The organism is Actinomycetota bacterium (genome assembly GCA_040905475.1).
Classification (GTDB): Bacteria; Actinomycetota; AC-67; order AC-67; family AC-67; genus DATFGK01.
This window is the reverse complement of the sequence record JBBDRM010000133.1, coordinates 1-20,679: the sequence shown is the minus strand read 5'-3', so window position 1 is coordinate 20,679 and position 20,679 is coordinate 1. Positions and strand designations below refer to the sequence as shown.

The 20,679-nt window shown below is 68.9% G+C and carries 23 protein-coding genes; 17 read left to right on the top strand and 6 right to left on the bottom strand.

Features of this window, described 5'->3' with window-relative positions; genetic code table 11:
* From WEB06_16190 to WEB06_16170, 5 genes are all read left to right on the top strand, one after another.
* Window positions 1–1,233: S16 family serine protease (locus tag WEB06_16190; protein ID MEX2557155.1), on the top strand; the 1,233-nt coding region annotated here is incomplete at its 5' end.
* Between the two features lie 171 nt (window positions 1,234–1,404).
* Window positions 1,405–1,662, top strand: a complete 258-nt coding sequence (locus WEB06_16185; GenBank protein ID MEX2557154.1) for a hypothetical protein — start codon at window positions 1,405–1,407, stop codon at window positions 1,660–1,662.
* Between the two features lie 107 nt (window positions 1,663–1,769).
* Window positions 1,770–2,171 carry a PIN domain-containing protein gene (locus tag WEB06_16180; GenBank protein MEX2557153.1) on the top strand — a complete coding sequence of 134 codons (402 nt, stop codon included), beginning with the start codon at window positions 1,770–1,772 and terminating at the stop codon, window positions 2,169–2,171.
* A gap of 83 nt (window positions 2,172–2,254) precedes the next feature.
* Window positions 2,255–3,604, top strand: a complete 1,350-nt coding sequence (locus WEB06_16175; GenBank protein ID MEX2557152.1) for a hypothetical protein — start codon at window positions 2,255–2,257, stop codon at window positions 3,602–3,604.
* A 353-nt stretch (window positions 3,605–3,957) separates the two neighbouring features.
* A complete protein-coding gene (locus WEB06_16170; protein ID MEX2557151.1) occupies window positions 3,958–4,362 on the top strand; it encodes a type II toxin-antitoxin system VapC family toxin in 405 nt (134 codons plus the stop codon).
* Here the strand turns inward: WEB06_16170 and WEB06_16165 are convergent.
* The 3 genes from WEB06_16165 to WEB06_16155 are packed head-to-tail and all read right to left on the bottom strand — an operon-like array spanning window position 4,359 to window position 6,123.
* Window positions 4,359–4,919, bottom strand: coding sequence for a CDP-alcohol phosphatidyltransferase family protein (locus tag WEB06_16165; protein ID MEX2557150.1), 561 nt, complete (start codon window positions 4,917–4,919; stop codon window positions 4,359–4,361). The two genes, WEB06_16170 and WEB06_16165, sit on opposite strands and share 4 nt — an antisense overlap.
* Window positions 4,920–4,975: 56 nt before the next feature.
* Window positions 4,976–5,500: an RES family NAD+ phosphorylase gene (locus WEB06_16160; protein MEX2557149.1), complete on the bottom strand. Its 525-nt coding sequence runs from the start codon at window positions 5,498–5,500 to the stop codon at window positions 4,976–4,978.
* Complete coding sequence (locus tag WEB06_16155; protein ID MEX2557148.1) at window positions 5,497–6,123, bottom strand: hypothetical protein; 627 nt, start codon at window positions 6,121–6,123, stop codon at window positions 5,497–5,499. The genes WEB06_16160 and WEB06_16155 overlap by 4 nt, the downstream gene beginning before the upstream one ends.
* 135 nt (window positions 6,124–6,258) lie before the next feature.
* Here WEB06_16155 and WEB06_16150 point away from each other — a divergent pair, with 135 nt between their 5' ends.
* The 9 genes from WEB06_16150 (at window position 6,259) to WEB06_16110 (ending at window position 13,789) form a co-directional block, all read left to right on the top strand.
* Window positions 6,259–6,465: a CopG family transcriptional regulator gene (locus WEB06_16150; protein ID MEX2557147.1), complete on the top strand. Its 207-nt coding sequence runs from the start codon at window positions 6,259–6,261 to the stop codon at window positions 6,463–6,465.
* Complete coding sequence (locus WEB06_16145) at window positions 6,462–6,857, top strand: PIN domain-containing protein (protein ID MEX2557146.1); 396 nt, start codon at window positions 6,462–6,464, stop codon at window positions 6,855–6,857. The genes WEB06_16150 and WEB06_16145 overlap by 4 nt, the downstream gene beginning before the upstream one ends.
* A gap of 55 nt (window positions 6,858–6,912) precedes the next feature.
* Window positions 6,913–7,221 carry a helix-turn-helix transcriptional regulator gene (locus tag WEB06_16140; GenBank protein ID MEX2557145.1) on the top strand — a complete coding sequence of 103 codons (309 nt, stop codon included), beginning with the start codon at window positions 6,913–6,915 and terminating at the stop codon, window positions 7,219–7,221.
* A complete protein-coding gene (locus tag WEB06_16135) occupies window positions 7,218–7,757 on the top strand; it encodes a hypothetical protein (protein MEX2557144.1) in 540 nt (179 codons plus the stop codon). The genes WEB06_16140 and WEB06_16135 overlap by 4 nt, the downstream gene beginning before the upstream one ends.
* Before the next feature lie 66 nt (window positions 7,758–7,823).
* The gene (locus WEB06_16130) at window positions 7,824–8,948 is read left to right on the top strand and encodes an amino acid ABC transporter substrate-binding protein (protein ID MEX2557143.1); all 1,125 of its coding nucleotides are present in this window, start codon (window positions 7,824–7,826) and stop codon (window positions 8,946–8,948) included.
* A gap of 82 nt (window positions 8,949–9,030) precedes the next feature.
* Window positions 9,031–10,128, top strand: a complete 1,098-nt coding sequence (locus WEB06_16125) for an ABC transporter permease subunit (GenBank protein ID MEX2557142.1) — start codon at window positions 9,031–9,033, stop codon at window positions 10,126–10,128.
* Window positions 10,128–11,372, top strand: coding sequence for an amino acid ABC transporter permease (locus WEB06_16120; protein ID MEX2557141.1), 1,245 nt, complete (start codon window positions 10,128–10,130; stop codon window positions 11,370–11,372). The genes WEB06_16125 and WEB06_16120 overlap by 1 nt, the downstream gene beginning before the upstream one ends.
* Window positions 11,369–12,118 carry an amino acid ABC transporter ATP-binding protein gene (locus tag WEB06_16115; protein MEX2557140.1) on the top strand — a complete coding sequence of 250 codons (750 nt, stop codon included), beginning with the start codon at window positions 11,369–11,371 and terminating at the stop codon, window positions 12,116–12,118. The genes WEB06_16120 and WEB06_16115 overlap by 4 nt, the downstream gene beginning before the upstream one ends.
* 252 nt (window positions 12,119–12,370) lie before the next feature.
* A complete protein-coding gene (locus WEB06_16110; protein ID MEX2557139.1) occupies window positions 12,371–13,789 on the top strand; it encodes a hypothetical protein in 1,419 nt (472 codons plus the stop codon).
* Between the two features lie 12 nt (window positions 13,790–13,801).
* Here WEB06_16110 and WEB06_16105 read toward each other — a convergent pair whose 3' ends face one another.
* Window positions 13,802–14,830, bottom strand: coding sequence for a DUF3048 domain-containing protein (locus tag WEB06_16105; GenBank protein MEX2557138.1), 1,029 nt, complete (start codon window positions 14,828–14,830; stop codon window positions 13,802–13,804).
* 218 nt (window positions 14,831–15,048) lie between these two features.
* Between WEB06_16105 and WEB06_16100 the strand changes: the two genes are divergently transcribed.
* The 3 genes from WEB06_16100 to WEB06_16090 all read left to right on the top strand — a co-directional run bounded on the left by WEB06_16100 (window position 15,049) and on the right by WEB06_16090 (window position 17,800).
* Entirely contained in the window at window positions 15,049–15,270 is a 222-nt protein-coding gene (locus tag WEB06_16100; GenBank protein MEX2557137.1) for a hypothetical protein, read from the top strand.
* 86 nt (window positions 15,271–15,356) lie between these two features.
* Complete coding sequence (locus tag WEB06_16095; protein ID MEX2557136.1) at window positions 15,357–16,208, top strand: PAC2 family protein; 852 nt, start codon at window positions 15,357–15,359, stop codon at window positions 16,206–16,208.
* A 113-nt stretch (window positions 16,209–16,321) separates the two neighbouring features.
* A complete protein-coding gene (locus WEB06_16090; GenBank protein MEX2557135.1) occupies window positions 16,322–17,800 on the top strand; it encodes a hypothetical protein in 1,479 nt (492 codons plus the stop codon).
* Between the two features lie 54 nt (window positions 17,801–17,854).
* On the opposite strand, the gene WEB06_16085 is transcribed toward WEB06_16090, so the two are convergent.
* Both WEB06_16085 and WEB06_16080 read right to left on the bottom strand, forming a co-directional pair.
* Entirely contained in the window at window positions 17,855–19,564 is a 1,710-nt protein-coding gene (locus WEB06_16085) for an MFS transporter (GenBank protein MEX2557134.1), read from the bottom strand.
* Between the two features lie 95 nt (window positions 19,565–19,659).
* Entirely contained in the window at window positions 19,660–20,655 is a 996-nt protein-coding gene (locus WEB06_16080) for an acyl-CoA desaturase (protein ID MEX2557133.1), read from the bottom strand.
* Window positions 20,656–20,679 lie beyond the last annotated feature (24 nt).

Genomic DNA, 20,679 nt, shown 5'->3' with positions numbered 1-20,679 from the left:
CGCAAGTTCGTCCGCGTCTCGCTCGGCGGCATCCACGACGAGGCCGAGATCCGCGGCCACCGCCGCACCTACGTCGGCGCGCTGCCCGGCCGCATCGTGCGCGCGCTGAAGGAAGCCGGCACGAAGAACCCGGTGATGATGCTCGACGAGATCGACAAGGTCGGCGCGGACTGGCGCGGCGACCCGTCTTCGGCGCTGCTCGAGGTCCTCGACCCGGCGCAGAACCACACCTTCCGCGATCACTACCTCGAGGTCGACCTCGACCTCTCCGAGGTGCTCTTCGTCACGACCGCGAACGTTGCCGAGACGATCCCCGGCCCGCTGCTCGACCGGATGGAGGTCATCCGCCTCGACGGCTACACCGAGGACGAGAAAGTGGCGATCGCTCGAGGCCACCTCGTGCGGAGACAACTCTCGCGGCACGGCCTGGAGCCCGACGAGGTGACGCTGTCGGATGACGCGCTGCGAGTCGTCGTCGGCGATTACACGCGAGAGGCCGGCGTGCGGAACCTCGAGCGCGAGATCGGCAAGCTGCTTCGCAAGGTCGCGACAAAGATCGCGTCCGGCGAGCTCGTCGCGCCGGTCGAGGTCGACGACGTGAAGCCGTTCCTCGGCCGCCAGAAGTTCTTCTTCGAGGTCGCCGAGCGCGTGTCGATCCCCGGCGTCGCGACCGGCCTGGCCGTCACCGGAACCGGCGGCGACGTGCTGTTCATCGAGGCGACCGCGATGGACGCCAATCTTTCGGAAGGTCCGGGCCTCACGCTGACCGGCCAGCTCGGCGACGTGATGAAAGAGTCGGCGCAGATCGCGCTCTCCTACGTGCGCGCGCACGCGGCGGCGCTCGGGATCGAGCCCGCCGCGCTCAACCGCCGCTTCCACCTCCACGTCCCGGCCGGCGCCGTCCCGAAGGACGGCCCGAGCGCGGGGATCGCGATGACGACGGCACTGGTCTCGCTGCTGACCGGACGTTCGGTGAAGCCGACCGTCGGCATGACCGGCGAGGTCACGCTCCAGGGAAAGGTGCTCCCGATCGGCGGCGTGAAACAGAAGACGCTCGCCGCGCACCGCGCCGGGCTGAAGGAAGTCATCCTCCCCCAGCGCAACGAGGGCGACCTCGACGACGTGCCGCCGCAGGTGAAGGAAGAGATGACCTTCCACCTCGCGACCACGATCGACGAGGTCCTAAGCCACGCGGTCGAGCCGGCCGTCCAGACCCAGGCGTCCTCGGACTGAGGTCCTGCATCGCTCACAGCGTTGTCTGACAATGTGACGTCACTTTGTCAGACACGCCGGAACGGACCCTGAGCCCGGCAGAGCCAGAAGCACTCGCAGCGCCGAAGGAACGCCACCCGGGGGGGGGAGCGTTGCACTTGACATGCACTCTGGATGCAGTAGCATGCACCCATGCCCACCAAGACTGTCGGATTCGCCGTCGAAGAGGCCGACTCGGCTCGGCTCGAGCGCCTCGTCCAGAAGTATGGCGGCGGTAACCGCAGCGCCTTCCTTCGCGTCGCGCTCGACCACCTCGAGGCGGTCGACCGTGCGGAGCGCCTCCGGAAGCTCCAGTCGTACGGGGCGGCACGCTCCGTCGAGAAGGAGCTGACCCTCGAGGACGTTCACAAGGTCGTGCGCCGCGTTCTGAAGTCGCCGCGGAGAGGTTGAGCGGCGGACCGCCTTCCCCTCGCAACGCGGTTTTCGACATCAGCGTTCTGGTCGGCGCGGTCGCCGGCGGAAACTCGCCGTTCCGGTCTTGGCCGAGCCCCCCTCCGGTGAGCGACAACCCGTCCGCCGACTGCCTCGGCATCGTCAACGACGCACGCGAGTTCGCCCTTTGGCTGAGCGAGCACATCCTGGTCAACGTCGTGCGCGTCCTGATCGAAGGCTACGGATGGGAGCCTGCCCCGACCGAGGAGTACGCAGCGCTGCTCGTCGAGATCGCCGAGGCTTCAGGCGGGGACGTGTTGGAACCGGCGGTCGCCGTCACCGACTGCCCCGACTTCGAGGACAACCGGATCCTGGAATGCGCGCTCGCCGCGAACGCCGATCTGATCGTCGCCGACGACGTCGACCTCACGTCCATGTCCCCATGGCGAGGGATCCCCATCGTGCGGCCGCGCGAGTTCGCGGCTCGCGTCGACGCTGCACGCCGGGCTACCAAACGTCGTGCCTAGCTCGCCGCCCACCGCGCCGCCTAGCTGCGGCTCGGGATCTTTGTCCCTTCCGGGACGGCCGACCGTTCGGTAAACAAGTAACCGTGGCGAGCGTCACCGCGACCGAGTCTCGGATGGGGACCGGCTGGATGGCCGCGCTGCGCGGGGCCGTTGTCTCTCTCGTCATCGCATTCGCTATCTGCGCAGGCCTCGTCGCCTGGGCACACCCGACGTTCCCCGACACCGATGATCACGCGCGGCGGCGCTTCCAAGAGGTCTTCCCAGTCTTCGAGGGCGCCGGCGCATCCATGCTCGGGTTTCAGCGCGTACCCATCACTCTCGATCGCCAGGAGTTGCCGGGTTCCCGTCGGCCAACCGAGCATCTGACGTACCGCGTCGTCGGTTCACCTCTCGGTGGACTTCTTCTCATCGGGATGTCGCTGGCGATCGGCGGAGCGATCACGCGCCGACGCTCCGGACGACGAAAGAGCCCGATCGTGGGCGCAGCGCGGATGGCCGTCTTGTTCGCCGCCGCATGCTTCGGGCTGTCTTTCATTCTTCCCCACGGAAAGTCGCTCACCGCCCAAGGTCCGTTCGTTGCGAATGCCTTCACGCTCGCGTATCGCCCATCACATCTGGCCGCGCTCCTCTGGCCGTTCGTTTGGGGCCTGCTGTTCGGAACGCTCGGAGCCTTCATCGGCGAACACGGCCGGCGATGGCGTCAGGAGCTGATTGCGACGATCGAGGCACGCAGCCGAGCAGTAGCTAGGGCCGTCCGGGCCGCGGCCGCCGGGCTCGCGACGGGCATAGCTCTCATTCTCCTGGCAGGGATCCTGACGGCGATCGTCGGAGTCGCGACGCATAGTTCCGAGGCCGGCCAGGTTCTCGGCTCGGCGAAGAACGTTATGGGTATCACCGAGGGCGTCGTGATCGGCCTTCCGCACGCGACCGGCGCGGGGCTCATCGCCGCTATGGGAGTTCCGGCCCATTTCGAAGCCGCAGATCTCGACGGCGAGAGCGGCGAGTACGCGACGGCAGACATCTTCGGGGGAGAGCGACAGCAACGCGACCGAGCTTTTGATACGAGCGGGCCGTCGGGACCATATCCCCTCGCGATCCCTCGCTATGCGCTCGGCGGATTGATCATCGCGATCGCGATCACGGTCGTGACGGGCTACCGCGCGGCTACCGGATCAGGGTCCGCGACGGAGACGGCGCGGTCGGTGGTACTCGCGGCGGGGTTCCTCACCGTCGCGCTTTGGATCATCGCTTATCTCATCTCAGCGAAGCTTCGAATCGAATTGGACGCCGGATCACCGAGGCTCTCCGGTGTTCGCATGACTCTACGGCCGAGCATCCTCGAAGTTCTCGTCCTTCCCGCGATATGGACCCTCGCGGGCGGAACCCTCGGAGCGCTCTTGCATCAGCTGCGTCGTCGCACGCGCCCAGCTTGACGCACCCCCCAGGCACGACTTTCACTTCTGGGAGGCAGGTCACGCGACCATTGATGCCTGACGTGCCTGACATGTCAGGCGTGTCAGGCACACGCCACGAGACATCGACCACCCCGCACCCAAGCCGTTCTTCTTATGCTGGTTGCATTCATGCATGCAGCGCGCTCGCCCGGCGGGCGCGCGAGCGAGACACATCCATCACCGCCGAGGCAATCCGGCTCCTCCGCCGGGCACTCTCGATCGAGCGGCCCGGCCAGGCAAAGCTCATCGAGGCCATCCGCGCCGAACGCGAGCCCGTCCGTCCCGGAAGCCGCTCCGCGACGGACCTTCCTCCGTGACGATCACGGCCGATAGTGGCGGCGTTCGTCGTCGACGCGTCAGTCGTCGTCGAGTTCCTCGCGCCCGGCAGACACGGCGAAGCCGCCGACCGCTTCATCGGCGGCCTCGCGTGGGACGATCCGCTCGAGCTGTTCGCGCCCGACGTTCTCCTTCTCGAGGTCGCGAACGCCCTCAGACGCCTGACCGAAACGAAAGCCTTGAGCCATTCCGCCGCCGATCGCGTGGTCACCCGCCTCCCACAACTCGCGATCGCGATGGTCGCCACGGGAGCGCTCCTCGAAGAGGCCTGGCCGTTACGCCGCCGGATGACGATCTACGACGGCGTGTGCGCCGCAGCGCGGATCGAAGCCTTCACGGTCGACCAACCGGAGCTCGTCCGGCTACTCGACACCCTCGAGCGCGACGAGCGTCGCGACTAATCCGGCCGACCGCGGAACACCGCGGCCATCCCCTTGAGGAACGTGGGCACCGCGTTCCCGAGGAACTGCTTCCGGTTCACGACTGCCAGGAACGTGATGATGCCGAGCAGCCACACGAGCGCTCCGTGCGCTCCGTCCTGCCACGTCCGCCAAAGAAGCAGCGTGTAGCCGATCGCCTGGAGCAAGAACGACAACGCGACGTTCCGAGTGAACGCGAACGCCGCGAACAGCACGACCACCAGGCTCACGCCGACCAACGCCGGCACCCACCCCCACGCGACGAAACCAAGCAGCACGCCGGCTCCGACGAGCGTGTCCACCCACAGGTCGAACGGCCCGAGCCGGGTATGCCCCTCGGCCGCGCGCGCGGCACGGCCGTCGAGGAAGTCGGTCAGCCACCCGGCCCCGACGAGCACGGCCGCGGCGGCTGCGTTGTGGGCGCCGAGCACGGGGACAAGAACGATCGCGATCACGAGTCGCGAGAACGTGAGCCCATCGGCCGTGCGCCCGAGCGCGATCGCTCCGGCGAACGAGCGCTCCCCGCCCCCTGGTTGCATCGGAGCAGCCTAGCCGGTATGTGTCCCGGACGTCCGCGTGTCCAGGCAGTCGCAGACTACAAATGCCGAACGTGAGCCAGAAGCTCTCGTGGTGGACGACCGTCCTCGACGACCGGCCGGCCGACCAGGTCCGGACGCCGTCCGAACAACACGATGACCCGAGGCGCGTGCGCCGGGCCCGGCTTCACGCCGCCGTCGACCACGTGACCCCGCGCGCCGTTCGCCTCGAGCGCAGCGGAAGGAGCCACGAGACCGCCGGCGCCACCGGCGCGCAGTCGTTCGGCTTCGCGCCGGCACCGTGGATACGTTCCGGTCCCGCCGCGAAGCGTTCGATCCGCAAGCGTCGGACGCGCTTCGGGCAGCTCCGGGATGTCGATCGCCCACACCGCCCGGCGAACCCCCTCGAGGTCCGCGGGATCGGTGATCTCCTCGTGGCGAAGGAACTCCGCCCAGGCACCGGCGGGAGTGTCGGCGAGGTAGTGCGCCGGACCACGTCCGGCCTCGTGCCATCGCCCCGACGGCTGGGCGGCGCTCTCCCACACGAAGGGCCGGCGCGGGTCCGCGTGGCGGAAGACGATCACGTCGCCGGCGAGCCTGCCAGCGAGGAGGCGAGCTCGCGCACGCGCTTCGGCCCTTCGTCGTCGGGCGTCCAGTGGCGCGCGAGCAGGGCCGCAGGTTTCTTGCCGCCCAGCGCGGACCGGGGACGCGCGAACCATCGCCGGATGCCGATGTCGTTGTAGGCACCGGCCAGCTCACCGACGATGAGCGCCACGAAATGCAGCCGCTCCGCGACGTCGTCGGGCGTCTTCCGGGCGCCGCTCGCGTAGCGACGCGAACTCGACGGACTCACGCCGACGAGGCTTCCCAACAGCTCGGGCTCGAGGATGTCGACCAGCGCACCCCACTCGGTCTGGGGCACCGGACTCGCCTCGAGGTCGCGTACGGCCACCTCGAGCGCCCCCTGCAACAGCGCGGGATCCCTGAAACCCGGCGCCAGGACCGCCGCCAGCGACGCGCGAGCGATGCCCCGATCGGCGAGGGCCCGCGCGAGGACCCGAACGAGCTCCAGATCCAGGGTCAATGGTTGCTTCAGATGTGGCAGAAGCCCCATCGGCTCCATCCGGACCAGGAGCTTCGTGAGCGCCTCGAGCACCTCGGGCGTCGCGATCGGACCCGAAACGGACTCTAAACGGACAGTAGCCATCGTCCATATTCTATCCGACCGCGCAGACCGCCGCTACACAAATGACGTCGATCGGAGGAGCTCGGCCTGAGCACACTCCTCTGACCCCATGCAGATTCTGACGTATACGTCGCCCTTTAGATGTATACTCCCACTATGAAGCGACTGCAGATCTACATCGAAGAGGAGCTCGACGAAGCCCTGGCGGTCGCGGCGGCCCGGGAGAAGACCTCGAAGGCGGCGCTGATCCGTCGCTTCGTCGCGGAGCGGCTCGGCGGCCCGAAGCGCGATCCGCTCGACGACCTCATCGGCGCGCTCGACATCGAACCGGCCGACATCGACGACGTCGTCTACGGGACGTGAGGTTCGTCGATACGTCCTTCTGGATCGCGCTCCAGAACCGCAGCGACTCTCACGGCGACGATGCTGCTGCGATGTGGCGGGCGGGTCCCGGCCCCGTCGTCACGACGAACCTCGTCATCGGCGAGACGTGGACGTTCCTCCGCCGACGCGCCGGTCATCCCCACGCCGTCCGCTTTCTCGATCGCGTGGGCGCATCGCAGGTGATCAGCATCCTCCACGTCGACGAACCGACCGAGGAGGACGCGTGGCGATGGCTGCGCCGGCACGATGAGCGCAAGTACTCCTTCGTCGACGCGACAAGCTTCGCGGTGATGCGCCGGATGCGGATCCGTGAGGCCCTCGCCTTCGACGGCGACTTCGCCGCCGCCGGGTTCATCGAGGCCCGCCCGTAGCAGCGGCATCAGCCCCGGTTTGATGGTTGTTAGCGGATACGCTAACATCTCATCCATGACCACCGCCGCCGAGCTGCTTGTGCGGGCCCGGCAAGAGGCCGGCCTCTCCCAGGCCGCCCTGGCTCGGAAAGCCGGTATCCCTCGCTCGGTCCTCAACACGTACGAGCGCGGCAAACGCCAGCCCGGCGCGGACGCTCTCATCGCTATCTTGCGTGCCGCCGTCTTCGAGCTCCGCCTCTCTCCGCTCATCGATCTCGAGCTGAACGGGCGCCGGCTCGCCGAGGTCCTGGACCTCGCGGAAAGCTTGCCGTATCGATCGCGGCGAAGGCTCGCCTACCCCCCCTTCCGACGGCGAGCTGAATGAGCCTTCTCGGCGATCGACTGCTCGCCGTTCACGGCGCGCTTGCGGCCGCAGAGCTCCCACATGCCTTCGGGGGAGCGATCGCGCTCGGCTACTGCACCACGGAGCCGCGCGGAACGCGCGACCTCGACGTCAACATCTTCATCGAGCCGGAGCGCGCGAACGAGGTCTACGCGGCCTTGCCGCCCGAGATTCGCGTGACCAAAGGAGATCGCGAGGCTATCCGCAGGGATGGCCAGGCCCGGCTCCGGTGGGGCGACACTCCCGTGGACGTTTTCTTCGATACGCACGAGTTCCATCGAGAGGTGGCCGGTGCGATCCTCGAGGTCCCCTTCGAGGGCTCGACCATCCCGGTGCTCGGATGCAACGCCCTGGCTGTCTTCAAGGCGATGTTCAATCGAACGCAAGATTGGGCGGATATCGAGGCCATGCTCCGCGCGAATACGCTCGATTGCGAGCAGGTCCTCGCACGACTCCGCTCGTTCCTCGGTCCCTCCGATGTGGCGGTGGTTCGGTTGGCGGCGTTGTGCGCACCATGACCCCGGTTGACACTCGCAAACCAGTCAACCTAGGCTCGCCATGCCGACCCAAGATGGAGGTTGCCCATGCTCCGACGCCGGATCCGGCTCTTCGGCCCGCTCTTCCTCGCGTTCATCCTCGCCTTCACGGCCTGCACCAACGATGAGACGGGCTCCACCCAGGAGCCGACCAGCCTCCTCGACACCGTGAAGGCCCGAGGGACCCTCAACTGCGGCGTGAACAACTCCGTCCCCGGTTTCGGCATCGTCGATCCCCAGGGGGCCTACTCCGGGTTCGACATCGAGTTTTGCAAGGTCGTCGCAGCCGCCGTCCTCGGCGACGCGACCAAGGTGACCTACAAGGCCCTCACCGCCGAGCAGCGCTTCACCTCGCTCCAGTCCCGCGAGATCGACGTCCTGATCCGCAACACCACCTGGACCGCCACCCGCGACGGCAACGAGGGCGCCGGCTTCGTGACGACGACCTTCTACGACGGCCAGGGGATGATGGTCCGCGCCAACAGCCGCTTCGACTCCATCGAGGACATGGGCGGCGCCACCATCTGCGTGCTCCGTGGGACAACCACCGAGCTCAACCTCGAATCCCAGTTCTCCCAGCGCGACATCAACTACCGGCCGCTCTCCTTCGCCAGCGTCGACGAGATCCGCCCGGCGTTCACGGCGGGACGCTGTCAGGGTTGGACGTCGGACAAGTCCCAGCTCGCCGGCATCCGCTCCAGCTGGCCGGCCGGCGAGGGCGGCTCCGGCGCGCTCCGCATCCTGGACGAGACGCTCTCGAAGGAGCCGCTCGGGCCGGTGGTGCGCGACGGCGACACCGACTGGTTCGACGCCGTCCGTTGGGCGGTACTGGCGACGATCCTCGCGGAGGAGCTGGCGATCACGACGGCGAACGTCGACCAGCTGCGCACCAACCCGCCGAACTCCGAGATCCGCCGCCTCCTCGGCGCGCTGATCACGCCGCCGAGCCCGACGGCGTCTCCCACCGGGACAGCCCCAACGGCAACCCCGGCGCCGTTCGCGCCCGGCCTCGGCTTCCCCGACGACTGGGCTTACCAGATCATCAAGCAGGTCGGGAACTACGCGGAGATCTACAACCGGACGGTTGGCCCGTCCACGCCGCTCGGCTTGACGCGCGGCGTGAACGCGCTCTGGACCAACGGCGGGTTGCTGTACGCGCCCCCCTACCGATAACCCCGCGGGAACAATTGCCGATCGGGGGGCGAAGCGCCCCCCGCCGTGGCGCAACGTCCGCCTCCTGCGCGTCGTCGCTCAGGTGGTGTTCCTCGCGGCGGTCGTGGCGCTCGGCAGCTATCTGATCTCGAACCTGCGAACGAACCTGTCCAACCAGGGGATCCGCACGGACTTCGGCTTCCTCGACCAGCCGGCCGGGTTCCGCATCCCCGACTCCTCGTTCCGCGCGGAGCAGAGCGTCCGGGACGCGATCTTCACCGGGATGCGCAACACGATCGCGGTCGCGGCGGTCGGGATCGTGCTCGCGACCATCGTCGGGATCCTGACCGGCGTCGGGCGGCTGTCGCGCAACTGGCTCGTCCGCAAAGCCGCGACCGCCTACGTCGAGACGGTCCGCAACGTGCCGCCCCTCGTCGTGATCTTCTTCTTCTGGTTGGCGGTGATCTTGACGCTCCCGCCGATCGGGAACGCGGTCGAGTGGTTCGGCGCCACGGTCTTCTCGAACGACGGCTTGGTGTTCCCGTCGCTTATCGCCAAGCCCGAGGCGGACAGCTTCTGGCCGGTGGTCGGGCTCGGGGTGGTCGCTGCCGTCCTGACCTGGATCTGGCGGACGCGGATCTTCGACCGGTTCGGGAAGCCACATCGCCGGGTCGCGACCTCGACCGCGGTGTTCGCGGTCCTGGTGCTCGCTGGCTACTTCATCCTCGGGCGTCCGATCGAGCCGTCGCTACCCGAGCGTGGCGAGTTCGGCACCACCGGCGGGCTCCGGCTCAACCCGGAGTACGCGGCGCTCCTCATCGCGCTCGTGCTGTACACCGCGACCCACATCGCGGAGATCGTCCGCGGCGCGCTCCTCGCGGTCCCGAAGGGACAGACCGAGGCGGCGACCGCGCTCGGGCTCCCGCATCGCAAGCGCCTCCGCTACGTGATCCTGCCGCAGGCGCTGCGCATCGCGGTTCCTCCGATGGCGAACCAGTACCTCAACCTGACAAAGAACACCTCGCTCGCGGTGGCGATCGGGTTCCCCGAGGTCACCGGCGTCGTGTTCATCGCGGTCGGACAGGGCAGCCCGGCGCCGCAGGCGTTCGCGGTGCTGATGCTCGTGTACCTGGTGTTCTCGCTCACGATCTCCGCCGTCGTGAACGTCGCGAACCGGCGGCTTGTGCTCAAGGGACGCTGATGGCGATCTCCACGGACGCCCTCGAGCCGGTCCCGCTGCCGGAACCGCCGGTCGCGCGCCGGCTGCCGCCGCGCGAGTGGATCAAGGAGAACCTCCTGGCGCCCTGGCACAACGCGGTGATGACGGTCGTGTTCGGCGGTGTGGTCCTCTACGTCGGGTTCCGCGTGCTCCGGTTCGTGTTCGTCACCGGGAGATGGGAGGTCGTCCGGGTCAACCTCACCAACTTCATGGTCGCGTTCTATCCGCGCACCCAGCTGTGGCGGGTCTGGGTCGCGGTGTTCGTGATCGTGCTCGCGTTCGGGTTCCGGCTCGGTGCGGCGAGCATCGGGCGCATCCCGGTCGAGGGCGAGGGCCCGGCCTGGCGCCGCGCGCTCGCGCGCGGGTGGCCGCTCGCGCTCTTCATCGTCGTCATCGCGGTCCTCAGCGGATCGGGGAGGACGATCGGCCTGATCGCGGGGGTCGCCGCCGCCGGCGTCGCGGCGTACCGGCTCGGGATGCTGTTGCCGGCCCGGCATCGGAGGTGGGCGACGATCGGCACGCTGGCCGCGCTCGTCGCCGGCTTCGAGGTCATCGTCGGGTTCGGCGGGGTCGGTTTCGGCTCGTGGGGCGGGCTGCTCCTCACGCTGTTCCTCGCGGTCGCCGGGATCGCCCTGTCGTTCCCGCTCGGCGTGCTGCTCGCGCTCGGGCGCCGCTCGAACCTCCCCGTCGTGCGCGCGATCTGCGTCGCCTACATCGAGGTGATCCGCGGCGTGCCGCTGATCGCGCTGATCTTCATGGGCACGTTCGCGATCGGGTTCCTCCTGCCTTCGAACGTTCGGACCCCCGACGTCGTCACCCGCGCCCTCATCGCGCTGATCGCGTTCACCGCGGCGTACGTGGCGGAGATCGTGCGGGGCGGCTTGCAATCGGTGCCGCGCGGCCAGATCGAGGCCGCGAAGGCCGTCGGGCTCTCGCCGGTGAAGGTCACGCGCCTGATCGTGCTCCCGCAGGCGTTGCGCGCGGTGATCCCGGCGCTGGTCGGCCAGTTCATCAGCCTCTTCAAGGACACGTCGCTCATCGCTGTGATCGGCATCACCGAGCTCCTCGGCGTCGCACGTGTCGTGACGAAGCAACCGGACTTCCTCGCGCAAGGCCTCGAAGCGGAGACGCTCGTGTTCGCGTCGTTCATCTACTGGACCGGCGCATACTGGATGTCGCGGGAGAGCCGCCGACTCGAACGGCGGCTGGGGGTGGGAGAACGATGAGCGACGCCGGGCCGATGATCGTCTGCGAAGGCGTCGAGAAGTGGTTCGGCAAGTTCCAAGCGCTCCGCGGCGCCGACCTGAGGGTCGCCGCGCAGGAGGTTCTGGTCGTGTTCGGCCCCTCGGGCGGCGGGAAGTCGACGCTGATCCGGTGCATCAACCGGCTCGAGGAGCACAACCGCGGCCGCATCGTCGTCGACGGGATCGAGCTGACCGACGATCTCCGCGCGATCGAGGAGGTTCGCCGCGAGGTCGGCATGGTCTTCCAGAACTTCAACCTGTTCCCGCACCTGACCGTGCTCGAGAACGTGACGCTCGCGCCGCGACACGTCCGGCACTGGAACAAGCAGAAGGCCGACGAGATCGCGACGGACCTCCTGACCCGCGTCCGGATCGCCGATCAGGCGCACAAGTACCCGGCGCAGCTGTCCGGCGGGCAGCAGCAGCGCGCCGCGATCGCGCGGGCGCTCGCGATGCAGCCGAAGGTGATGCTGTTCGACGAGCCGACCTCGGCGCTCGACCCCGAGATGATCAAGGAAGTGCTCGACGCGATGAAGGAGCTGGCGCGCTCCGGGATGACGATGATCGTCGTCACCCACGAGATGGGCTTCGCGCGCGAGGTCGCCGACCGGATGGCGTTCATGGCCGACGGGCAGATCGTCGAGACGGGGCCGCCGGCGCACTTCTTCGAGGAACCGTCCGACCCGCGGACCCGGCGCTTCCTGTCCCAGATCCTGGAGGCCTTCTAGTCGTCACCCGATCCCAAGGACCCTTCGAGGACTCCGTTCTCCTGAGCCTCGCGGAACAGATCCGCCTCGACACCGACTAGCTGATCGGACGAACCACCACTTCTCGGCTGTCAGACAAAACGACGTCAAATTGTCTGACACGCCTTCGGGCCACCACCCTGCGGCGCCCGGCTGAATGGCTGACAGCGCGACTGCCGGCGCACCAGGGCGTCTGCGCAGGGCCCGGCCGCTTCGACACCGAATACCTGATCCATGGGGATCGCCAAACGCGCGCTGACGGTCGGGCTTCTCCTGCTTGCCTCGATCCAGCCCGCGCCGGCCGCGATCCCTCCGGTCCCCGACCCCGTCCCGCGCGCCGTCTGCGGGCCCGGCTCGATCCCCGAGAATGCCACCCAGGGCCGCGTCACGGCTGCCGACATCGCCGCCGGAACCGGGGGCCGCTGCAACCTCGAGATGATCGGCCACGCGGGAACGCTCGCCGGATTCCGCACGCACCGGTACATCGACGACGCCGGTCACGAGTGCGCCTTCTACGACTCCTCGCCGTACATCCAGACGCGACCGGCCACCTCGTTCACCAATCTCGACCTCACCGGCGTCCACGTCCTCGACATGAAAGACCCGGCACATCCGCGGTCGACGGTCGACCTCCGCACGCCGGCGATGAGCTCGCCGCACGAGTCGCTCAGCTTGCACACCGAGCGCGGCCTGCTGGCGTCGGATCTCGGGAACCTGCTCACGGGACCCGGCTGGGTCGACATCTACGACGTCCGGAAGGACTGCCGTCATCCGACGCTGCTGTCCAGCCTGCCGATCGGCGTGCTCGGCCACGAGGGCGGCTTCTCGCCCGACGGCAACACGTTCTGGGTGTCGGCCGGCGCCGGCGCCTACATCGATCGATCCGTTGGGACGTTCACGGCGATCGACGTCTCGAACCCGCTTGCGCCGCGCGTGCTCTGGACCTCCGCGAGCTACGCGATCCACGGATTCAACCTCAGCGCAGACGGCAACACGCTCTACGCCGCCGACCTCGGCGCGCACCGAGGCTTGACCGTGTTCGACGTGAGCGAGGTTCAGGCGCGCAAGATCGCGCCGCGCGTGCGTCAGATCGGGCACCTGACCTGGCCGACGGTCAGCCTTCCGCAGACGATGCTGCCGGTGACGATAAAGGGTCATCCCTACCTCGTCGGCGTCGACGAGTTCACGCACGACACGATCCGGAACTTCTTCACGCGCCAGCCGTTCTCGCGACCCGAGGACATGGTCGGCGCCGCGCGCATCATCGACATCGCCGATCCCACGAAGCCGAAGGTTGTGTCCGACATCCGGCTCGCCGTCAATCAGCCCGACGCCCGGGCGGGGCCACAAGCCGACGATCCGGGCGCCAACACGGCGACGGGGTACACGGCGCACTACTGCTCGGTGCCGCGCGAGGAGGAGCCCGGCATCCTCGCGTGCTCGTTCATCCTGTCGGGCCTTCGCGTGTTCGACATCCGCGACCCGCTGCACCCACGCGAGATCGCGTACTTCAACCCGCCGACCGGCAACGACACGCCGTACGCGGCGATGTCCGCGCCGGCCTTCGTCCCCGAGCGAAACGAGATCTGGTACACGGATATGAACTACGGCTTCTACGCGCTCAGAGTGACGAACGGCGTCTGGCCGAGCTAGCGGTCGACCCCGCTACCTGTAGCGAGGCTTGATCTTGGTCGGGACCAGCTCGACCCAGGTGTTGCCCGGCGCGAACACGAACGGTCGTCCGAGCGAGTCGACGAACGCGGTCGGCCGGTGGAGGGCCGTGCGAGACCACCGGCCGACGATCCGGACGCCGTTCCGGAGCAGGACCGCCTCTCCCGAGCCGACGAGTGCCAGTTCGGGCGTTCCGTGCGCCGCGGCCTGAGCGTTGTTCTGCTCCGTCGCGACGCGCATCACGAGCACGTTCGTCGCGCCGATCTGCGCGCCGGTCACGACCCGATGCGGCACCGACCCGTTCCACCGTAAGTATGTCTGCGTTGCGCCGTCCCAGCGCCACGTCGCCGTCCACGCCCCGCCGAACGGGATCGTGGCTTTCCTGCCTTTCGGCCACGCGACAGCCGGCGGCGAAGCCAGCGCGCCGAACCGGAACTTCGCCGGCGCGGGTGAGGTGTTCCGGTTTCGCGCGACCCGCCAGAGATCCTTCGTGCTCGTGAACAGGTTGTGCGGCGCGACCCATCGGCTCGAGTCCCGGCGGTAGATCGATCCGTAGGCGCCGTGCGGCAACGAGACCAGGTTCGCCTTGCGGACGGCCTTGAGCACGTAGCCCGCCGCGCCGCTGAACGCCAGCAACGGGCGGCCGTACTCGGCGAGCACCTGGAGGTCGGTCAGCCGGGCGCTCCGCACCGGCCCGACCTTCGACGCGTCGCGCGAGTGGAAGATCGCGATGAACCGTGTGATGCCGCCCTCGACCGGCTCCTCGTAGACGATGTCGGCCAGGTGCAGCCCAACCTGCGGGCGCGCCCGGGTGTGGTTGTCGATCTTCACCGCGAGCGCCGGCCGCGTCAGGATCCCCGCCGAGGCGAGCCGTAAGCCGGTCAGCGGCGCGAGGACCGGAGGCGGCGGAGTGGGTGAGGGTGATGCGGCCGGCGTCGAGCTCGGCGACGACGAGTGCTCGGCCACCGGCGACGATCCGGTGCACGCGCTCAGCACCGAGCCGAACGCGAGCAAGGCGATCAACGCCCGGCGGGAATTCGACGTGAGCCTCGTCAGAGCGAGACGATGCTAGCCGCCCCCCTGGAGGGACGCTTCGAAGGAGGTCGACATGGGCGTGAACGTGAACGAGATCATCGAGCGCGCGCGGGACGTGATGAACGTTGGACGCGTGTTCGGCGAGCCGATCCATCAGAACGGCGTGACGGTCGTGCCGGTCGCGTCCGTTCGCGGGGGCGGCGGCGGTGGCGGCGGTCCCGACCCGCGAAGCGGTGTGGAGGGCGGCGGGGCCGGCTTCGGCGTCATCGCCCGGGCCCGTCGGCGTCTACGTCATCCGCGACGACCAGGTCGAATGGCAGCCGGCGGTCGACCTGTCCCGCTTGATCGGTGCCGGCGCTGTCGTCGCGAGCCTGGCGATCCTGACTCTCCGAACGGCGATCCGGAAGCGCTCCCGCCGGCCCAGATAACACCTCGTTCGGGGGTGACAGACATGTCTGTCATGTCTGTCACCCCCGGAGACACCACAGCCGGCCGCGCCTTGTAGCCTTAACTGGTGGCCATCTACGAGCTGCTGGCCGAGCCGTCCCTGACGGCGCCGGTGCTGATCGCCTCACTGACCGGCTGGGTCGACGCCGGCGCCGCCGGCACCAGCGCCGCCGAGCACATCGCCCAAGCCGGCCCGACGATCGCACGCTTCGATCCCGACCGGCTCTACGACTTCCGATCGCAGCGCCCCGTGCTCGACATCGTCGACGGCGTCATGAAGGACTACACCTGGCCCGAGCTCACGGTCCGCCACGTCGCCGTCGGCGGTCGCGACATCCTGGTCCTCACCGGCCAGGAGCCCGACCTCGGCTGGCGGGCCTTCGCCGCGGCGGTGCTCGAGCTCGCGCTCAGGTTCGGGCTCGTCTCGAGTGTGAGCATCGGAGCGATCCCGGCCGCGGTCCCGCACACGCGCCCGACGCCGGTGCTCGCGACGGCATCGGGCCGCGAGCTGCTGATGGAAGGCGACCGTCTCCCCGAGGGGTTGCTGCGCGTGCCGGGCTCGGCGGTCAACCTCGTCGAGTTCACGCTCGGCTCCCACGGGATCCCGAGCGTCGGCTTCTGGGCGCAGGTCCCGCACTACATCTCCGGGCCGTACCCCGCCGCAGCGGTCGCGCTCACCGAACGTCTCTCACGTCACCTCGGCGTGGAGATCCCGATCGATCCGCTGGTCGAGGCCGCGCAGGCCCAGCGCGAGCAACTCGACGCGCTCGTCGCCGCGCAGCCCGAGACCGCCGCGCACATCGAGCGCCTCGAGCAGATCCTGCCCGACATCCAGAACGTGCCGTCGGGCGAATCGATCGCCGCCGAGATCGAGCGATTCCTCCGCGACCAACGCGAGGGCCGCGGCGGCAAGGCCTAGGACTTCGATCAGAGATATAGCCCGGCCGCACCACCCGAACCGCCCATTCAGCGGCGCGCTCGCACGCCCGAAACATGGGTGTGACCAGGGGAGATCGCAATAGAGGACGCGCCGTGCGGGTGGCGGCCCTGTTGGCCCTCGCCGTTTTCGGCGGCATGCTCACCACCCCGGCACGGGCTCCCGATGCGGTTACTCACCCCGACGAGGCGCCGGCCGGCGTCGACCTCAACGTGCGCCCGACCAAGGCCGAGCTCACCGCACGCCGGTTCGGCACCTCCGGATCCTTCCAGGCCGCGACCACCGCCGCCGCGTCGAGTGCGATCGCGTGCATCGGCGACGGCACCGACGGCGTCCGGGTCCAGGCCATCTACGCGCGAGCCTCCAACGTCCCCGACCGGTTCGCCGAGGTCGCCCCGCTGATCGCCCAGTACGCAGCCGACGCCGACCACCAGCTCAACGTCTCGGCCGGTCTCTCGGGCCAGGGCCGCCGCATCCGCTACGTGACCGAGGATTGTCAGCTCGACATCGTCCGGGCGGAGCTCACCGCGCAGGGCGACAACTCGTTCTCCGCGAGCCGCACCGAGCTGCGCGCGCAGGGCTTCAACCGCAGCGACCGCAAGTACCTGGTGTGGGTCGACGCCGCGGTCGGGATCTGCGGCATCGCCGAGATGTACTCCGACGACCGCGCATCCGCGAGCAACTGGAACAACTCCGGGAACATGTTTGCGAGGGTCGATGCTCCGTGTTGGGGCTACGCCGAAGCGCACGAGCTGCTTCACACGATCGGCGCCGTCCAGAACTCCGCCGCGCACTCGACCGACGCCGGGCACTGCTTCGATGAGAACGACACGATGTGCTACTCGGACGGCTCGGGCGTCTCGATGGTCTCCACCTGCCCGGCGCTTCCCTCGTGGCACGTCGACTGCAACCTCGACGACTACTTCAACGCCGCGCCGGTCGAGGGGAGCTATCTCGAAACCCACTGGAACTCCGCGAGAAGCATCTACCTCGCCGGATCGGCAGCCCTGATTCCGTCGCCGTCGATCTCGCTCAGCGCGCCGTCGAGCTTCTACGCCGGGAACCAGGTCGGTGTCTCCGCATCGGTCTCGGTGCCCGAGGGTCGTACCTCCACGATCGGTTGGACCACGACGCGCGCCGGGTGCAAGTTCACCGCGGCCACCGGCTCGTCAAGCTCCTTCTACTGCCCGGCGACGTTCACCGGCTCCGGCCAGATCGTCGCGACGGTCGTCGACTCGCTGGGCATGACCGCGAGCGCGACCAAGACCTTCACGCTCAAGAAGGTCTGGACCAAGCGAAAGACGATCACCCAACTGACCATCTCCGGCAAGACGCTGACCGCCAAGGTCGTGGACGCCCTCACCGGCAAGACGATCGCCGGCATGAGGGTGAAGATCTCCTACCGCCGCGCCGGCTCGAAGACGTGGAAGAAGATCACCGTCAAGACCACCGGCGCCTCCGGCACGTTCACCTACAAGGTTTCGCCGCCGAAGAGCACCTACTACCGGCTCGGCTCCTTCAGCACACCGACCTGGGCGTCCGACAAGAGCCCGAAAAGGAAGATCACGATCTGACCCTTGGGGCCCGCCGACTTCCTACGGGAGTGGCTGTCATGACAGACATGACTGTCACTTCCGGAGAGAGGTGCGCGCCTTGGACGTCGATCGCGTCTTCGCCTTCGGAGGGTCGGGTCTGCGCGCCAGACGCTCGGTGACGACCCGATCGGCCTCGCCGGTCGACAGCGTGTTGCCCGACACCGCGGCGAGGAACGGCTCGCTCGCCAGCGCGAACAGCGACAGATCCGCCTTCGCGGTGACCGTCGCCATCCGCGGCATCCCCCGCAGCAGCGCGATCTCGCCGAAGTAGTCACCCCGCCCGAGGCGCGCGGTGATCCTGCGGCCCACCGTCACGACCACCTCGCCCTCGATGATGACGTAGAACCGGTCGCCGTCCTCTCCCGCGCGGAAGAGCGTCGATCCCGACGCCACCGACACCGGCTCCATGTTCGCGGCGAGATGCTCGAGCGCCACGGACGGCAGGGCGCCGAACATGGGGATGCCGCGCAGCAGCGCGAGCTCGGCCTCGGGCACGACCGTCGTCTCGTCGATCCGGCGCAGCCGGGGCCACGCCAGCAACGCCAGCGCCGGCAGCAACGCGCCGACGGCGAGCAGCGCCCCTCGGATCCCGAGCCACGCGATCAGCCCCGACGCGAGCAGCGACCCCAGGCCGACGGTCGCGAACACCTGCGCCTCCAGGGCGCCGAACACGCGGCCGAGAACGCGGTTGGGAATGATGCGTTGCAGCATCGTCAGCCCTGCCACGTCGAGCACGGCGTTGCCCGCGCCGGGGATTCCGAGCAGCACCAGAGCCACCGCGGGATGCGGCATGAGGGCGACGAGCGCGATCGGCGCGCCCCACATGATCAGCCCGAGGCCGCACGGCAGCGCGAGACGCCGCCGCCCGATCAGCGCGAACGCCCCGATCGCTCCGGCGATCCCGCCGACCCCGAACGCGGAGTTGAGCCAGCCGACGCCGGGCTCGCCCATGTCGAGCAGCTCGATCGCCGCGACCACGACGAGCACGTTGAGGGCCCCGCGTACCAACGTCTGCGCGCCGAACAGGCTGAAGAGCAGTCGCGCGTCGGGGTCGCGCGCGACGGTTCGCACACCGGCGAGCGTCTCGGCGAGCACCTTCCGCTCGGCCGGCTTCTGCTGCACGAGGTGTGCCGCCTTGACCCGCGCCGAGAACGCGACCGCGACCAGCAAGGCGCCGCCGGCCGCGAGGAACGCAACGCCGGGGCTGGCGACGTCGATCAGCACGGCGGCCACCGCCGGCCCGGCGAGCCACGCGATCCCCTCGAGGATCCCCGCGACGACGTTGCACGCGACGAGCTGCTCCGGCGTCCGCGCGAGATCCGGCAACAGCGCCCAGTACGCTGGCCGCAGCAGCACCGCCAGGATGTTGAGCACGGCCGCGAGCGCGAACACCACCGCGACCGGCGCGCCGGTGAAGAACGCCAATCCGGTCGCCCCGGCGAGAGCCGCGCGCGCGAAGTAGAGGAGCCGCAGGAGCCACTCACGCCGGTACCGGTCGGCCACGACCGCACCGAACAGTCCGGCCACGCCGGCCGGCACCATCCGGATGAGCCCTACGAGGCCGACCGCGGTCGCCCCACCTTGGTCGTAGGCGTAGACGGAGAGGGCGACGAGGTAGGCGTTCTCCGCCGACGCGTTCAGCCCGAGCGCGAGCTCGAGGTAGCGCAGGTCCCGATGCCGGAAGACCTCGGCGAACGCGTCGAACGAGTGCCGGACGCGGGCCCGCAGCGCGTGCGCCTCCACCATCCCCCCTCGACGCAGATGGTTCTAACACGGTCCCAGGGGGGGTCAACACCGTGCCAGCATCCGCCGCCGCGGACGGGGTCCCACGAACCCGTCTAGCGCTTGAGCTTCGCGAGCATCTGCGTCCGGCTCGGGACCTTCACGTTCCGCACGGCCTTCACGAGCTGGAGGGCCCGCAGGACGTACCAGCCCGGATCGATCTGCCACTTGCGCAGCCCGAGCCGGGCCGACCACGGGAACGCGTGGTGGTTGTTGTGCCACGACTCGCCGAACGACGGGATCGAGAGCGGCCAGACGTTCCGGCTCTCGTCGCGAGCCTGGTACGCCTCGCGCCCGTAGAAGTGGCAGATCGAGTTGATGCTCCACGTTACGTGGTGAAGGAAAAAGATCCGCACCAGCGAGCCCCACAGGAACGCGGTCACCATGCCCCAGAAGCTCCCGGTCAGGGCGAGCCCGACGAGAGCGGGAAGGAGGAACGTCGCGAGCGTGAGGGTCCCGAAGTGCCGGTCGACCTTCGCGATCGCGGGCTCGGCAACCAGATCGGGCGCCCACTCGTTCCGGTCGGAGTTCTCGGAGGAGAAGAGCCAGCCGATGTGCGCGTGCGCGAGGCCGAGGATCACACCGCGCAGCCCCCCAGCCTGCGCGAGGTGAGGCGAATGCGGATCACCGTTCTGATCGGCGTAGGCGTGGTGACGTCGGTGTGTCGCGACCCACGCGATCACGGAGCCTTCGACGGCCATGGAGCCGGCGATCGCGAGCGTCACGCGCAGCGGCTTCACCGCGCGGAAGCTTCGATGCGTGAAGAGCCGGTGGTATCCGAGGGTGATGCCCAGCCCGGTGAACAGATAGAAGGCAAGCATGATGCCGAAGTCGGTGAGCGTGATCCCGGTCCCCCACAACGACACGATCGCCGCGATGACGGCGAGCGGCGGGAGGACGGTGAGGACGAGCGTGATGCGACGCTGGATGCGGAGCTGCCGCGCGTCGAGGCGGACGATCCCGCGTGTCGGCTCGGACGGCCTTTCGAGAAGTTGAACGGCCATGAGGACCTCCAAGTCCTCGGATGTCCCTTCCGGGACGGGGAGTTCCATGGGAGATCGAGTAGGGGGGGGGGG